Annotated in this window: 12 protein-coding genes and 1 pseudogene; 8 read left to right on the top strand and 5 right to left on the bottom strand. The window is 62.7% G+C overall.

All coding sequences use genetic code 11. The features are described from left to right. Position 1: 1 nt before the first annotated feature. Genes ACH2DW_RS03400 through ACH2DW_RS03385 form a run of 4 tightly spaced genes read left to right on the top strand, consistent with a single transcriptional unit; the run spans position 2 to position 3208 of the window. Positions 2-1162 (top strand): CaiB/BaiF CoA transferase family protein, encoded by a 1161-nt coding sequence (locus ACH2DW_RS03400; protein ID WP_394928304.1) that lies wholly within the window; start codon positions 2-4, stop codon positions 1160-1162. Between the two features lie 44 nt (positions 1163-1206). After that, on the top strand, positions 1207-2031 hold the full coding sequence (locus ACH2DW_RS03395) for a PIG-L deacetylase family protein (protein WP_394928303.1): 825 nt from the start codon (positions 1207-1209) through the stop codon (positions 2029-2031). Positions 2032-2072: 41 nt separating this feature from the next. After that, a complete protein-coding gene (locus ACH2DW_RS03390) occupies positions 2073-2846 on the top strand; it encodes a hypothetical protein (protein ID WP_394928302.1) in 774 nt (257 codons plus the stop codon). Next, positions 2843-3208 (top strand): hypothetical protein, encoded by a 366-nt coding sequence (locus ACH2DW_RS03385; protein ID WP_394928301.1) that lies wholly within the window; start codon positions 2843-2845, stop codon positions 3206-3208. Before ACH2DW_RS03390 ends, ACH2DW_RS03385 begins: the two co-directional genes overlap by 4 nt. Before the next feature lie 45 nt (positions 3209-3253). On the opposite strand, the gene ACH2DW_RS03380 is transcribed toward ACH2DW_RS03385, so the two are convergent. Further along, complete coding sequence (locus ACH2DW_RS03380) at positions 3254-4363, bottom strand: HD domain-containing protein (RefSeq protein WP_394928354.1); 1110 nt, start codon at positions 4361-4363, stop codon at positions 3254-3256. 121 nt (positions 4364-4484) lie between these two features. Here ACH2DW_RS03380 and obgE point away from each other — a divergent pair, with 121 nt between their 5' ends. Continuing rightward, on the top strand, positions 4485-5741 hold the full coding sequence (obgE, locus tag ACH2DW_RS03375) for a GTPase ObgE (RefSeq protein WP_394928300.1): 1257 nt from the start codon (positions 4485-4487) through the stop codon (positions 5739-5741). Between the two features lie 2 nt (positions 5742-5743). After that, a complete protein-coding gene (proB, locus tag ACH2DW_RS03370) occupies positions 5744-6805 on the top strand; it encodes a glutamate 5-kinase (RefSeq protein WP_394928299.1) in 1062 nt (353 codons plus the stop codon). 7 nt (positions 6806-6812) lie between these two features. Here the strand turns inward: proB and ACH2DW_RS03365 are convergent, their stop codons facing one another. From ACH2DW_RS03365 to ACH2DW_RS03355, 3 genes are read right to left on the bottom strand one after another with little or no spacing between them, the layout of a single operon-like run. After that, a complete protein-coding gene (locus ACH2DW_RS03365) occupies positions 6813-7604 on the bottom strand; it encodes a PspA/IM30 family protein (protein WP_394928298.1) in 792 nt (263 codons plus the stop codon). Between the two features lie 10 nt (positions 7605-7614). Then, on the bottom strand, positions 7615-9195 hold the full coding sequence (gene murJ, locus ACH2DW_RS03360; protein ID WP_394928297.1) for a murein biosynthesis integral membrane protein MurJ: 1581 nt from the start codon (positions 9193-9195) through the stop codon (positions 7615-7617). Continuing rightward, positions 9192-9890: a hypothetical protein gene (locus tag ACH2DW_RS03355; RefSeq protein WP_394928296.1), complete on the bottom strand. Its 699-nt coding sequence runs from the start codon at positions 9888-9890 to the stop codon at positions 9192-9194. The genes murJ and ACH2DW_RS03355 overlap by 4 nt, the downstream gene beginning before the upstream one ends. Positions 9891-10100: 210 nt before the next feature. Between ACH2DW_RS03355 and ACH2DW_RS03350 the strand changes: the two are divergent. Continuing rightward, positions 10101-12454 (top strand): annotated as a pseudogene (locus ACH2DW_RS03350) (arylsulfatase). A 22-nt stretch (positions 12455-12476) separates the two neighbouring features. On the opposite strand, the gene ACH2DW_RS03345 reads toward ACH2DW_RS03350, so the two are convergent. Further along, positions 12477-13871 (bottom strand): AAA family ATPase, encoded by a 1395-nt coding sequence (locus tag ACH2DW_RS03345; RefSeq protein ID WP_394928295.1) that lies wholly within the window; start codon positions 13869-13871, stop codon positions 12477-12479. Positions 13872-13912: 41 nt separating this feature from the next. On the opposite strand from ACH2DW_RS03345, the gene ACH2DW_RS03340 reads away from it, so the two are divergent. Beyond that, positions 13913-15562 carry a PEP-utilizing enzyme gene (locus ACH2DW_RS03340; protein ID WP_394928294.1) on the top strand — a complete coding sequence of 550 codons (1650 nt, stop codon included), beginning with the start codon at positions 13913-13915 and terminating at the stop codon, positions 15560-15562. Positions 15563-15601 lie beyond the last annotated feature (39 nt).

The following is a 15601-nucleotide window of genomic DNA, read 5'->3' as shown; positions in this document are numbered from 1 at the left end:
AATGCCTGGACCACTCGCAGGACTCCGCGTCATCGAAATTGCCGGAATCGGACCCGGACCGTTCGCCGCCATGTTGCTGAGCGACCTCGGCGCCGAAGTCATTCGCGTCGAACGAGCCGGAGCGGTGCGCGGCGCTGCGCCGGACAAGCCAGCAGGCGATGTCAGCCTGCGTGGCCGGAGAAACATTGCCATCGACCTGAAGCATCCTGACGGTGTTGCGACGCTGCTCGATCTCGTTGGCGCCGCCGACGCGCTGATCGAAGGCTTCCGCCCCGGAGTGATGGAGCGACTCGGAGTCGGACCGGACGAGTGCTTGGAGCGCAACCCAAAGCTGGTGTTCGGTCGCATGACCGGTTGGGGTCAAGACGGTCCGTATGCGCACGCCGCTGGACATGACATCAATTACATCTCGCTGGCTGGCGCACTTGCGCACTTCGGGCGCGCCGGCGAGGCGCCGGTCCCGCCGCTCAACATGGTGGGCGATTTCGGTGGGGGCGGCATGTTCCTCGCGCTCGGTGTGGTCGCAGCGATGCTGGAGGCCAAGGGGAGCGGGCAGGGCCAGGTTGTCGACACGGCGATGGTCGACGGAACCGCCATTCTGATGACGATGTTCTGGTCCATGAAGGCTGCTGGCATCTTTGACGAACAGCAGCGCGGCACCAACCTGCTCGACACAGGAGCGCATTTCTATGACGTGTACGAGTGCGCTGACGGTCGATACATCTCCATCGGCTCGATCGAGCCGCAGTTCTACGCAGAGTTGATGCGGCTCACAGGGCTCGAGGGTGACGAGCAATTCGCTCGCCAGATGGATGCGACGCAGTGGCCCGAACTCAAGGTGCGGATCGCCGAACTCTTCAAGACCAAGACGTGTGATAAGTGGTGTGAGCTGATGGAGATGACCGACGTGTGCTTCGCCCCCGTCCTCACTATGAGCGAGGCAGCAGAGCACCCGCACAACGTCGACCGGCAGACGTTCATCGAACTTGGCGGCGTTACTCAACCAGCGCCGGCGCCGCGGTTCAGTCGCACGGCGGCCGTCGTTGACCAGCTGCCGGCTCACCCTGGCCAACACAGTAGAGAAATCCTGGTCGATTGGGGAGTCGCTGCAGACCACGTCGACGCACTTCTCACATCGGGGGCCGTGCGCCACGCCGAGTAGTCGTCGGGTAGGGATGGCAGTCCCGAGGTGCCACACTGTCGGCGATGTCGACTCTCGTCTGCTTTCATGCCCACCCCGATGACGAGGCCATCTCCACCGGTGGCGCCATGGCTCGCGCTGCGGCGGAAGGGCACCGAGTGGTGCTCGTCGTTGCGACAGACGGCGCGCACGGCGAGGTCCCCGATGATCTTGCTGATGGCGAAACACTGGTGGATCGTCGCAAACAGGAGACGGACGGATCGGTCGCTGCGCTCGGCGCGCATCGCGTCGTGTTCCTCGGCTATACAGACTCGGGGATGACGGGCTGGGACCAGAATTCCGATCCCGATTGCTTTTTCCAGGCCGAACTGGCCGACGCTGCCGAACGTCTTGCTGTCATCCTCCGCGAGGAGAACGCTGACGTGCTGACTGCCTACGACTGGCACGGCAACTACGGCCATCCTGATCACATCAAGGTGCATGAGGTCGGTCATGCAGCAGTTGACCTGTTGATCTCGGAAGGTCGTGGGATTCGGCTCTTCGAGGCGACGATGAACCGCGACCGTGTCGTCACGATGATGCAGCAGGCCATGGAAATGGGCGTCACCCCGCCGCAGGACGGGGCCGATGGTGAGGCGTTTGACCCCGCAGGGCCGGCTGACGACGGCAACCCGTTTGGGATGCTCGAGGCGGAGTTGACCCTCGAGATCGACGTCAGTGGCTTCGTTGCTCAGAAGCGTGCTGCGATCGCCTGTCACCGCAGCCAGATCAGTGACCAGTCGTTCTTCCTCGAAATGCCAGAGGAAGCGTTCACCGCGATGTTCGGGATTGAGTCGTACATCGAACGCGGCGTCGAGCCACCGATGCGTCCCGGCTGGCTCTTCGCTTGAGGTGCACCATTTTCACGCGAGCCCGCGGCCAAGATGTTGCTATGCGTCGAAGACTGATTGCCGGGTCGACTGCGTTGGCGTTCGCCCTGGCAGCATGTGGTGGCAGCGAAGGCTCGGTCGCTGGACCGACAACAAAGCTGACGCTGTTCCCGACCACCACAACAACGCAACCTGTCGCGAGCACCACAACGGTGCAGACCAACCTGACCGCGGTGCCGACGACGAAGGCCGACGCGGTCGACGTCACCACGACGACTGAGGCCGCTCCTACGACGACGGCGGTTCCCGTCGATCCGGCCGTCGAGGCGCTGGTGCTCAGCGACGAGGGAATCGGCGCCGCAGTGTTCAGTGGCGACCCCGATGGCGTGGTCGCATTCCTCAGTTCGTTTCTTGGACCGCCAACGGCTGACACTGGTTGGGTCGACCCGTTCGAGATCGGCAATTGCGCAGGCACGCAATTGCGCGTGGTGTCATTTGGCAGCCTGAACCTCACCTTCGGCGATGTGTCGCCGGTGCTCGAGGGCCGTCCACACTTTTTCGCGTACACGTACGGCACCTATGACTTCGACGGCACCACAGTGGTGGTGAGCGATCAAACACCGTTGGGCCTGGTCACCGAGAACAGCGTTGGTCTCGGAACCGAGCTGATCCTGCTCGAGGCGGCACACCCTGGCCTTCGACTGAATCCCGCAGACGACTTCTTCCCCGAGACCTTCGTCATCAACGACAACTTGCGCGGCGCGGTCACCGGCCTCGCTGATGATTCCGAGGTGGTCAGCATCATCGGTGGCCAGGACTGCGCCGACCCGACGTGATCGACCTGCACACAGGCCTCGGCTGGTTTCTGATCGTGTCGAACGCTGCGGTTGGTCTGTGGGCCCTCGCGGCGCAATACGTGGAACTGCTCCGGTTGCGTGCAATGTGGTGGGCGATTGGAGTGGCGCAGATGTCGGTCTTCGCCGTCGCAATTGTTGGCGTGCTGCTCGCCAACGAAGACGGTCGGGTGCTCGACGATTTCCATGCCTTGTACGGCTTCACCGCCATCGTCGCTGTCGGAATTCTGTACAGCTATCGAACGAGCCCGTTCATCAGAGACAAGCAGTACCTGTTGTATGGCTGCGGCAGTCTCTTCATTATGGGCCTCGGTATTCGAGCCCTCTTCCTCGACGGTGGCTGAGACAAGACGACGGTGGCTGAGACAAGACGTCCTTGCGGCGCGGTGTCACATGCCGATGCCGGCGGGCAGCTTGCTCGGATCCCAGTTGAGTTGGGCCAGGCCCTGTTGGCAGGCGAATCGGTCGGTCATCCCGGCGACGTAGCCGACTGCGGCACGTAAGGCTGCGGCGCTGCCCGCGTCGATGTGGGCCACATCGATGCCATCGCCGAGAACAGCGGCCGTGGTGGCTTGGGGGAGTGCGTGGGGGCGGTCGGCGTAGTGCTCGACCAAGGCCCGAAGGAGCGCGATGACCGCATCGCTCTGGCGCTCGCTGGCAGGGCGCAGGTAGATGTGCTCGTAGTTGAACTTGCGGAACGCCGCCAGCGCCTCGGCGATGTCGGGCGTCATGCCGACTCGACCGGATGTCATGGTCGCGGTCACCATCGCTCGGACAAATGTGCCCAGCTGAGTTGAGCGATCGCGGCCACATCGCTCGGCAACGATCGATGGCAGCATTTCCTCGGTCACGATTCCAGCGGCGACCGCGTCTTCGAAGTCGTGGCAGACGTAGGCGATCCGGTCGGCCCATGACACCACCTCGCCTTCGGGAGTCTGCGGAGCCGGCAGGCTCCACGAGTGATTGCGAATACCGTCAAGGGTCTCGGCGCAGAGATTGAGCGGCTGCAGTGTGACGTCGGCGCCCCACGGGGCATGATCAAACCCGCCATCGAGGTAGGGCGACAGAGCATCTTCGCTGGCATGTCCGCCCGGCCCGTGACCACAATCGTGACCGATAGCCATCGCTTCGACGAGTGGCACATTGAGGCTCAGCGCGGCGGCGACCGACCGTCCGACCTGGGCGACTTCGAGTGCATGGGTCATTCGCGTCCGCTGATGATCTTCGGGAAACACAAAGACCTGTGTCTTGCCGGCGAGTCGGCGGAAGGACGAATCGTGCAGGATGCGGTCGCGGTCACGTTCGAAGCACGTGCGATGCGGGTCTGGTGCTTCCTCGATCGCCCGATTTCCGGCCCCATCGGACCGCGTTGCATGCTCGGCAAGGATCGCGTCTTCCCGTTCCTCACGGATCTCGCGTCGGAGAATCGTTGTTGCGCCGACTTCGGCTCGGGAGTCGGCATGGGCCAGAACGATCTCAGCATTGGCGTGGCCGGCCATCGTTGAGGCCCAGCGATCAGCGCGCTTGTCGGCAGCGTCAGCGTATGGCAAGTCGTCCATATGGTGAGGGTACGAGATACGAGCCGGGGCCGGTCGACAATGCGGCGTTAGCCTTGACCCGATGTCCCAGTTCGTCGACGAATGCCAATTGAACGTAAAGGCAGGCGATGGCGGTGCAGGCTGCGTGAGCTTCCGACGCGAAGGGCCCGTCGTCTACGGCGGCCCGAACGGTGGCGATGGCGGTAACGGCGGCGACATTTGGTTCGTCGCCGACCACAACGTTGCGTCCTTGCTGGCCTTTCGCGACTACCCCCACCGCAAGGCGGGAAGCGGTGTGCACGGCAAGGGCAAAGACATGCACGGCCGGCGCGGCGAGTCACTCGAGATTTCGGTCCCGATGGGGACGGTCATCTCCGACATGTACGGCGGCGAACTTCTTGCCGAACTGGTCAACCACGGTGACCGTTGGCTGGCAGTAGCTGGCGGTCGTGGGGGCCGCGGTAACGCGAAGTTCCTGTCGAACAAGCGTCGCGCACCAAATTTTGCTGAGCAGGGCGAACACGGCGAAGAACGCTGGCTCAAGATGGAACTGCGGCTCATGGCCGACGTTGCCCTCGTTGGGTTTCCCAACGTTGGCAAGTCGACGTTGATCAGCGTCATCTCCCAGGCCAAGCCGAAGATTGCCAACTACCCGTTCACCACGCTTGAACCGAACCTCGGTGTCGTTGCGCTGGACGAGGACACAGAGTTTGTCGTCGCGGACATCCCCGGTCTGATCGAAGGCGCAAGTGAGGGCAAGGGCCTGGGTCATCAGTTCCTGCGCCACATCGAACGGGCGCTGGTGTTGTGCATCATGCTCGATCTGGCTCCGATGGATGGCGTGTCGCCGCAAGAGCAGGAGCGGGTGCTGCTCCAAGAACTGGGCCAGTACCAGCCTGACCTGCTCGACCGCCCGCGGGTGGTCGTTGGGACCAAGGGCGATGCCGTCCAGCCTGAAGAACTCCAGGCAATGGGATGGGAAGGCGACGTCATCTCGTCGGTCACCAGGTCCGGCCTCAATGATTTGGTTGGCAAGCTCGCCCAGCGAGTGCACGATGCCCGCCAGGCCATTGAGTACGCCGAAGGTGTCGTCACGATTCGCCCGGAGGCCAAGGGTGCCATGGTCGAAGTGGTCGAACCCGGCCATTTCCGGCTCGTCGGTCGTGAGGTCGAGCGCATCGTCGCACTCAACGATGTGACCACTCCCGAAGCGCTGTCGTACATCGATCACCGTCTCGAACGCCTCGGTGTGCCCAAGATGCTTGCAAAGGCTGGAGCGCAAGAAGGCGACGTCATCTGGATTGCCGGCTTCAGCTTCGAGTACTCGCCGGACGTCTGATCGTGCGCGTCGTTGCCAAGATCGGAACTGCGTCGGTCACCGACGACAACGGCGTGATCGATCGCGGTGCGATCGCAAAGCTGTGCGGCGAGGTCGCGGTGCTGCGCAAACAGGGACACGAAGCGATCATTGTCTCCTCGGGTGCTGTGGCGGCTGGGGTCGCCGCGGTCGGGCTGCACGCCCGGCCCACCGACATGCCCACGCTCCAAGCGATCTCCGCAGCGGGACAGAGCCGCCTCCTCGAGGTGTACAACGCAGAACTGGAACGGCACGGTCTGGTCGGAGCGCAGCTCCTCGTCGATTCGATGGACTTTGTGACGCGCAATCAGTACTTGCACCTGAGGTCGACCATGAATCGACTGCTCGAACTGGGTTGCGTGCCGATTGTCAATGAAAACGACGCGATCGCAAATGACGAACTTCGGTACGGAGACAACGATCGAATCGCTGCACTCATTGCGAATGGCGTTGGCGCGGATGTCCTGGTGCTGCTGACAGACACCGACGGTGTCTTCACCGCCGATCCGCGCACGGACAGCACGGCGACGCTGGTTCCGTTCGTCAAGGCTGACGACCCGTTGCTCTCGATCAGCGCCGACGCCAACGGCAGCGCACGTGGCAGCGGTGGAATGGCCAGCAAGCTGACTGCGGCACGGATGGCGTCGTGGAGCGGTATCCGGTCGGTCATTGCGCCTGCCAACCGTCGAGGCGTGCTTTCCGGCGCTGTCTCGGACGAGCTTGTGGGCACCACGTTTGCACCGCATGACCGAACTTTGTCGGCTCGCAAGCTCTGGATCGCGTTTGCCGCGGAGGTCTCCGGCACGGTCGTGGTCGATGCTGGGGCTCGACGAGCACTCACCGATCGACCGAACAGTTTGCTGCCCGCTGGCGTGACCGGCGTGTCCGGCACCTTCGAGCTCGGTCAGGTCGTCGACATCACCGACGGCGATGCCGTGTTTGCGCGTGGCATGGCAGCGATGAGCGCAGCTGATGCGACTCTGGCGGTTGGCGAATCAGGCGTGGGCCACGTTGTTCATCGCGACGACCTCGTGATTCTGGCCTGAAGCGATCTTAGGCCTCAGGGGCGGGGAGCGGCTGGCCCTCCGCTGAGGCGGTCGGTGCGGCTTCGACGGCGGGTGGGCTGTCGAGACCGAGTTCTGCGCGCAGCTCGCTGAGGCGGCTCTGGGCCTCGACGTTGGCGGTTGCCTGTTCGATTTCAAGCACGCGACTCTCGACGGTGACGTCAGTCAGTTCGGCGGAGGCCTTGGCCTTGGCGTACCGGGCCTCGATCTTCTCGGTGACCTCGTTGAGCGTTGGGACGTCATCGCCAACGGTCTCGGTGAGCTGACTCATCGCCGAGTTCATCTCTTCTTGCATCTTGGCCTGCTCGAGCTGGCTCAGGAGCTTCGACTTCTCGGCGATTTTCTCTTGCAGGAGCCGACTGTTCTGCTTGACCGCTGCCTTGGCCTGATCGGACGCCTGCGCTGATTCGAGGACCATTGACTTGAGGCTCTCGACATCGGACTCGATGCTGAGGAGCCTGTCGGCGATGGTTTCTGCAGCGCTCGTGTACTGGGCGGCCTTCTCGGCATTGCCGGCCTTCTGGGCATCGGCTGCCATGATCAGCGCCTGACGGGCGTTGCCGTTGAGCTTCTCCAGCTCGGTCATCTTCTTGTTCAAGCGGATCTCGGCCTGCTTCTGGCCCGCAATGACATTGGCAGCTTGCTCTTTGAGCTGCTTGTGTTGAGTTTGCGCTGAGCTGATTGCCTGTTCGAGCTGCACCTTGGGATCTGCGTTGTCGTTGAAGCGGCCGGTCAGCTTCGCGACGAGGTAGTTCCACTGCTTCTTGATGTACTTGAACATGGAGAACAGCTTATCGGTGGCGAAGGCGACGCTTGAGCGCTTCGAGTTCAGGAGCTCCCATCGCCGCGAGGAGCCCGAAGTAGATGATCACGCCAACCGTTGCGCCAACCGCCAGCCGAAGCAGGGCCTCGACGCCCACGTTGCCGCCGACGTGACGCGTCATGAACCAGACCGATTCGCCCATCAGCGCGGCGGCAACGGTCATGCGCCAGATGCTGGCGAGGATCGGTCGGAGTTCAAATCCCGGGACCTTGTAGCTGAGGACCTGCAGCGCCCAGAACGCGGCAAGCACGTAGGCGATGGCGAAAGCGGCACCGAGACCGAGGACCCCGTACGCGCCGACGAGGACGAAAGCGAGCACGATGTTGATCGTGTTCTCAACGACGTTGACCTTGAACGGGGTCTTGGTGTCCTTGTGGGCGTAGAAGCCGCGCAACACGAAGAGGTAGATCGAGAAGGCGCCGAGGCCCAAGGCGAAGCCGGCGAGCGCTCGAGAGGCGTTGAGTGCGCCTTCGGCACCGAACTTGCCGTTCTCAAGAGCGAGCCCGACCAACGGTCGTCGGAGCACAAACAGCCCGACGCCCGCCGGAATGGTGAGGAGCGCTGTCATTCGGACACCCAATGACATCGTGGTGATAAACGCCGCCTTTTCTTTGCGTGCCACCGAGCGCGCCAGCTCGGGTTGGAATGTGGTCGCGATTGAGACGCCGAGCAGACCCTGGGGGAGCACGAAGTAGGTGAACGCAGCGAAGTAGGCGAAGGTGTCCGACGTTCCCGGCTCGGTGAGGTTCCGCACGACGATGAGAGCGATGATGTTGGAGGCGACAAACCCGAAGGTCCAGAACGACAGGGTCAGCAAACGCTTGACGGCGGGATGTTTGGGTTGCCAGTCAAATCGAAACTTGAAGCCTGTTGCCAGCGCCGCGGGAATCAGCGTCAGCGCCATCGCCCCAATACCGAGCGTTGCTCCCCAGCCGAGCGTGAGGCGAAGTCGGGTATCGGTGACCACATCGCTCAGTTGCCACACGCCGTCAGTCGGGTCCGGCAAGGACAGCAGCGTGACGATGATGATCAGGTTGGGCAGGATTGGACTCCACGCAGCTGCGAAGAAACGGCGGCGACTGTTCAGGAACGCGTTCGCAAGCCCGGTCAATCCGTAGAAAAAGATCTGTATGAGAAAGACCCGGGACAGGGTCGTTCCGACCGACCGGAACAGATCAGCATCGATGTCGTCAGCGATGTTGAGTGAGAAGACACGGAAGATCAGGGGTGCGCCGAGCACGGCGATGAACGTCAGCACCGACAGGAGAACGACACCCACGGTGATGACGACGTTCGTGGACTCGCGCCCGGACACTTCGTCGTCTTCTTCGGCAAACGTGGAGAACAGCGGCACGAGGGTGGCGGAGAGCACGCCTCCCAGCAGAAGCTCGTACACGATGTTCGGTGTCTCGTTGCCCAGAATGTAGGCGTCGTTGAGCGCGGTGCTTCCGAGGACTCCAGCGAGCACGGTGACACGGAGCATGCCGGTGACGCGCGACAACGACGTGCCGGCCGCAACGACAAGGTTGCTCTTCAGTAAGTTGCTCACGCGGTTCGGGTCTCCTCGACAGCGAGCCGCAGTCCTTCGAGTTCGTCGACGAGATCTTCGACGTCGTGTTCGTAGGCATCAGTGTCCCCGGCGCCGATGCTGACCTCGGCTGCCCGTGCTACGAGTTCGTCGACGCGGGTCTGGGCCAGGCGCAGCCGATTGGAGGTGCGCGTCGACTGTTCCTTCAGCCGATCAACGCTCGCCAGTTGAGATTCGACAGATGCAATCGACGCATCGGCATCGTCTTGCTGATGCAGGGTGTCGAGCCTGGAGCGGAGGGCGGTCGGGTCGAGGCGACGAATGGCTTGGTCGATCTCATGGCCGCGGCGCGCAATCTGCCAGGTCTCGTCCAAACCGTGTTCGAGCTTCTCGCGGACCGCCTGCATGCGTTCCTTCACCGGTCCGTCGCCGGTTGCCTCGATGGTCTGCTGCAGCTTGACGGCTGCACCCTGGGCGCTTTGGACAAACTGTCGCCAAGGTTCTTGCACCGTGAAGGGATCGATCCGTGTGCGTTGGTTCCGAGGCATCGCTGCGACGACTGAGGCGCCGTATGTCGCGGCGCCGAAGACCACGCTGAGCACCGGATTGAGGCCGAGGAATATTGCGAGGGCAGTGACGCCGATGCCCAGCAGGATGCGCCACGAAAGAATGGCCCGCGCGGTCTTCGGTGTGTAGAAACCGTCTCTGAATCCCACGCTGTGAGCTTACGGACTCGTGAGAGTGGGTCAGGGGTACTCTGAGATCGAGATCGAGGTGCATCATTGAAGCTTGTGATCTGCTCGATGCTCCCGAGACGACGTTCCCGTCTTTCCAGACACTGAGAATGGGTGGGCGCCAGGCGGCCCTGAACCTCAGCGGCTACGGTCATCCCCTCGCAATGCAATCTTGAATTTGAGGAGACAACGATGGCGCAAGATCCCCGTATCGGACGAGAGATCCTCCCGATTCCAGATCTGCCCGTCAGGGCTGAACCGGCGCTCCATGCAAAGGATGCCAAGGCACCGCCGATCGTTCCCTTACGGCCCCGGAGGGCGCGCCGAATGTGCTGATCGTCTTGATCGACGACATGGGGTTTGGTGCGACGTCAGCTTTCGGTGGGCCGTGCGAGATGCCGACGCTCGAGCGGCTCGCGGCCGGCGGGCTGTCGTACAGCCGGTTCCACACGACTGCGCTGTGCTCGCCGACGCGGCAGGCATTACTCACGGGCCGCAACCACCATTCTGCTGAGATGGGCTCGGTGGGCGAGGTTGCGACCTCGATGCCGGGCAATACGTCGGTTCGGCCGAACACGGTGTCGACTGTGGCCGAAATGTTGCGGCTCAATGGCTACAGCACGTCGGCGTTCGGCAAGATGCACCAGACACCGGTGTGGGAAACCTCGGTGTCAGGGCCATTTGATCGGTGGCCAACGGGTGACGGGTTCGAGAAGTTCTGGGGATTCGTTGCCGGCGAGACCAACCAGTGGGAACCGACGTTGTACGAGGGGACGACGCCGACCGAACCACGCGCCACCGCCGAAGAGGGATACCACATCACCGAGGAACAGGTCGACCAGGCGATCGCTTGGATCACGGCCCAGCAGACGATGACGCCGGACAAGCCGTTCTTCACGTACATGTCCTACGGCGCAACTCACGCTCCGCACCACGCCCCGCCGGAATGGATCGAGAAATACCGCGGCAAGTTCGACAAGGGCTGGGATGCTGTTCGCGCGGAGACCCTCGCAAATCAGATCGACAAGGGTCTGGTTCCGGCAGACACGGAATTAACCGACCGGCCACCAGGTGTTCAAGGGTGGGACGAGCTGTCCGATGACCAACGCCTGGTGGGTGCCCGTCTGATGGAGACGTATGCCGGCTTTGCCGAGCACACCGACTTCCATACAGGCCGGTTGATCGATGAGATCGGCGTGCTCGATGACACCATTGTCATCTACATTGCGGGTGACAACGGAGCATCCGCTGAAGGTGGACTGGATGGAACATTCAACGAGTTGAAGGCGCTGAACGGCATCCCTGAGACGGTTGAGGAGATCCTGCCTCATCTCGATGAGATCGGGTCGGCATCGGCATTCAACCACTATCCGGTCGGCTGGGCGCATGCGATGAACACGCCATATCAGTGGACCAAGCAGGTTGCGTCGCACTTTGGCGGCACCCGCAATGGCACCGTGATTCATTGGCCGAATGGGATTGCCGCGAAGGGCGAGGTTCGCAATCAATTCCATCACGTGATCGACATTGTTCCCACCATGCTCGAGGCCGCCGGCCTGCCACAGCCGTACATGGTCAACGGCATTGCGCAGAAGCCGATCGAGGGGGTGTCGATGGCCTACAGCTTTGATCATCCGGACGCTCCAGACCGCCACACCACGCAGTATTTCGAGATGTTCGGCAATCGTGGTCTGTACCACCGTGGCTGGACAGCGGTCACGAAGCACCGCACACCATGGGAGATGGGCGAAGGGGCAACCGTGCCCGCGCTTGCGGACGATGTCTGGGAGCTCTACGACACAACAACGGACTGGTCGCAGGCCCGCGATCTGTCAAGCGAAATGCCCGAAAAGCTGGCAGAACTCCAACAGCTCTTTTTGTTGGAAGCTGCAAAATACAACGTCTTCCCAATCGATGATCGCACCGGTGAACGCTTCAATGCCACGATCGCCGGGCGCCCTGAGCTGCAGACCGGCCGGAAGAGCATGCGAATGAGTCCGGGGATGACGCACATGGGCGAGAACACCGTGCTCAATGTCAAGAACCGCTCGCACACTGTTACCGCGCAGTTTGAGGTCGGATCAGATGGTGCTGACGGTGTGCTCGTTGCCCAGGGCGGCCGGTTCGCAGGATGGTCGCTCTACGTCGTCGAGGGACGTCCTGCGTACTGTCACAACTGGTTCAACTCCGAGTACTACTACGTCAAGGGTTCCGATGTCTTGCCCCGAGGTGAGGTAACGATCCAGTACCAGTTCGACCTCGATGGTGGCACTCCCGGCGCTGGCGGCACCGGCACCCTGTTGGTCAACGGCGCCGTCGTTGCGGAGGAACGGATCGACAAGACCGTGCCGTTCGTGTTCTCGGCGGATGAAACCATGGACATCGGTGAGGACAGTGCATCGCCGGTCACATCGGACTATCCAGCGGGCGATTTGAACAAGTTCGCGGGCGATCTTGCGTGGGTGCAGATTGACATCGAAGATGACGATGTCAGTCACCTGGAAGCTCCAGAGGCCACGTACCATCGCATTCTCGCTCGCCAGTAGCAGCGACGCTGGGGCTCGGTGATCAGGGACGAATCGCTGTCCCCCGCTCGGGGGACTGGAGATCGTCGGCGGTCAAGGTGGTCAACTGTTCGTCGGTGGGGACCTCGACGTGGGCGAGCCGGAGTGCGTGGTGGCCAATTGCAGCTTCGAACACGTTGCGCACGAAGCGGGCGTTGCCGAAGCCGCGGCCGCGCGGCTCGGCTTCGATGATGGTGCCCAGCTCGACTTTCCCGCCGGCATCGAGGTGGTACTCCTTGCTTCCGCTGATGAGGCCAAAGATGGCGATCAGTTCTTCGGTGTCGTAGTCGGGGAATTCCACCGTCCTGGTGAATCGACTCTTCAAGCCGGGATTGGTGTCGATGAGTTCGCTCATCTCGGCCGGATAGCCAGCAGCGATGACCGACAAGTCGTCGCGGTGGTCCTCCATGAACTTGACAATGGTGTCGACCGCTTCGAGACCGAAGTCATTCTCGCCGCCACGCGCCAGTGCATACGCCTCGTCGATCAACAAGGTGCCGCCGAGCGCCGACTCCATCACCTGCTTGGTGGTGGAGGCGGTCTGCCCGACGAATCCAGCGACCAGACCTGACCGATCAGTTTCGACGAGGTGGCCCTTGGAGACGATCCCGAGCGCGCGGAAAATCTGTGAGAGCAAGCGAGCCACGGTGGTCTTACCGGTACCAGGGTTTCCGGTAAAGACCAGATGTTTACTCGTCTCGATGACGGGCAGGTCGCGTTCTGCTCGAAGCTCTTGCACCCGGAGCAACGACGTGAGACGACGAACCTCGGCCTTGACGTGATCGAGTCCCACGAGCGCGTCGAGTTCGGCCAACAGCTCCTCAATCGATCGCTCGGGCGGGAGTTCGACCTCGACGACCGCCGGCGGCGTTTTGCCGGCGGCGACCTCCGCCTGAGCGGGGGCATCGGGCTGCCCCGGTCGGGGCACGGCGTGCTCATCCATCACGCCGAGCATCATCATGCGGAAGCGGTCGATTGCCGAGATCTCGTCTGCCGACGGCACCATGTCGAGCGCAGCAGTCGCATGGGCGACCGACAGCGCATGTGTGTAATAGGCATGGGAGCGTCGCTGGTTGTCGTGTGCGTCCGCCTTGACGAGAAGGTCAAACATGGTGCTCGGCTTGGAGAGCCAGGCAGCGGAACCGCCCAAGGTGTCGTCGGTGCGTAGTTGCGTCGGCGTCAGGATCATGGGTGGCGTGAGCTTGCGTCCGAGCGCATCGACCCACGACTCGAGTTCCTGAGAGGTGTGGCGGCCGTCCGCATCGACGACGCCAGACACGAGATGGGCTGCCTCGATCGTGCATTCACCACGATGATCGGATCCTCCTGACAGCTCTTTCAGCAGGGAGTTCATCGTCTCGACAAACTCGTCAGACTTGTCTTCGAAGGCAGCGGGCATGGCCGTCGAGCGTAGATCACCAGGTCTGCCACACTGATTTCATGACTGATTGGACCGCACCCGGACCCGGCACGTGGGAGCTCGATACCGCGCACTTCGAAGCGACGGTGTCGCGCCCGATGCGTGACCTGATGTCCGAAGCGATGGGTGCAGGGCTCAGTGTGGGCTTTGAGCTCGCTGGAGCGCCATTGTCGTCGGTCCAAGCACGCTTTGTGAACGGGCGCATGTACACCCGTCTCGTTCCGCTCGTCGGCGGGAACTCGACGCGACCCACACCGCCGGACAAGGTGTTGTGGCTGGTCACTCGGCTCCATCCGAGGTTCCGGCGGCGGGCCAAGCAATCGGCACGGGCAATCGACGGCAAGTTCTGGATGAGCGAGTTCGCCCGATGGGAACGAGAGTGGAAGCCTGAACTGCAGGCGACAAATCGTCGGCTTGGCGAGGTCCCGGTTGCCGATCTGTCCGATGCTGACCTGGCAAAGCACCTCGATGCGGTCTGGAAGCACGCGGCCTGGGCGGCAGCGTTGCACTTCCGACTTCATACTTCCGATCTGGCGCCGATCGGTCGCCTGCTTGTCGCGGCCGAAGATTGGGGCCTCGACGCCAAGGAGGTGATGGCAACGCTTGCCGGAGCGTCGCCTGCGACGAGTGCGCCGGCGAGAGCACTGGCTGCGGTCCGCGCCGAACTCGCACGTGTCGAGTCGCTGCCTCAAACATTGGACGATGTCCGCTCAGCCAGTCCTGAGGCCGCAGCCTTGCTCAGCGCCTACCTTGCCGAATTCGGTAATCGAGTCACGACGGGGTACGACCTTCGCAACCGCACGCTCCGAGAACTGCCCGACGTCGTGCTTGCATCGATCAACGCATCGGATGTCGATCTCGACGCAGCCGAGCTGGCTGGCGATCGAGCGTTCTCGGCGATGTCGAGCCAGCTTGCCGAGGCGGACCGGGCCGAGTTTACCAGCCTGGTCGAGGAGGCCAGGACGCTCTACGGCCTCAGAGATGAAAACGGTCCGTTGACCGCAGAGTGGCCAGCTGGCATCGCCCGCTACGCGGTACTCGAAGCCGGCCGCCGGTTGCGGGCGTCGGGCAGCATCGACGACCTCGAGCACATTTTCGATGCGTCGATTCCTGAGATCGTCGGTCTGCTGCGCGACGGCAAGTACCCGCTTGCCGCGGAGCTGAAGACCCGCTGCGATGAACGAATGGGCTGGGAAGCGCTCGACGCACCCGACCGGCTCGGTCCTCCGAGTGCGCCGCCGCCGGTCGACATCTTGCCCGGTCGCATGCCTGAGCTGATGCGCGCAGTGCTCATGGTGACGTCACTCTTCGACCCTCCTGCTGGGGAAGAGAGTGACGGTGCTGCTGCAACGCTGTCTGGGGTGGGTGTCGGAACCGAGCCCGTGCGCGGTATTGCACGAGTGGTGGGCAACGCCGACGAAGCGTTCGAACGAGCGGAGCCGGGCGACATCATTGTCACTCGGCTCACCGTGCCCACGTTCAATTCGGTGTTGGCAATGGCCGGGGGAGTGGTGACCGAAGGCGGTGGCCTCCTCAGCCATACGGCGGTCATCGCTCGCGAGCTCGGGCTTCCTGCAATCATCGGCGTCGTCGGGGCGCTGACCGGCATCCCAGACGGAGCCGAGATCGAACTCGACCCGGTGCAGGGCACCGTGACGCTTGTCCGTTGATTCCAATTGCTGATGGCCGCAGCTTGAGAACTAGCGTCA

Source organism: uncultured Ilumatobacter sp., from assembly GCF_963980585.1.
Classification (GTDB): domain Bacteria; phylum Actinomycetota; class Acidimicrobiia; order Acidimicrobiales; family Ilumatobacteraceae; genus Ilumatobacter_A.
The sequence above is the reverse complement of the archived record's forward strand: the minus strand, read 5'-3'. Positions and strand labels throughout refer to the sequence as shown.

What these genes read in the sequence shown, in the direction of transcription:
- ACH2DW_RS03400 (WP_394928304.1), top strand. Translation starts at nt 2, where the DNA reads ATGCCTGGACCACTCGCAGGACTCCGCGTCATCGAAATTGCCGGAATC.
- ACH2DW_RS03395 (WP_394928303.1), top strand. Translation starts at nt 1,207, where the DNA reads ATGTCGACTCTCGTCTGCTTTCATGCCCACCCCGATGACGAGGCCATC.
- ACH2DW_RS03390 (WP_394928302.1), top strand. Translation starts at nt 2,073, where the DNA reads ATGCGTCGAAGACTGATTGCCGGGTCGACTGCGTTGGCGTTCGCCCTG.
- ACH2DW_RS03380 (WP_394928354.1), bottom strand. Translation starts at nt 4,363, where the DNA reads ATGGCCGGCCACGCCAATGCTGAGATCGTTCTGGCCCATGCCGACTCC.
- obgE (WP_394928300.1), top strand. Translation starts at nt 4,485, where the DNA reads ATGTCCCAGTTCGTCGACGAATGCCAATTGAACGTAAAGGCAGGCGAT.
- ACH2DW_RS03365 (WP_394928298.1), bottom strand. Translation starts at nt 7,604, where the DNA reads ATGTTCAAGTACATCAAGAAGCAGTGGAACTACCTCGTCGCGAAGCTG.
- ACH2DW_RS03345 (WP_394928295.1), bottom strand. Translation starts at nt 13,871, where the DNA reads ATGCCCGCTGCCTTCGAAGACAAGTCTGACGAGTTTGTCGAGACGATG.
- ACH2DW_RS03340 (WP_394928294.1), top strand. Translation starts at nt 13,913, where the DNA reads ATGACTGATTGGACCGCACCCGGACCCGGCACGTGGGAGCTCGATACC.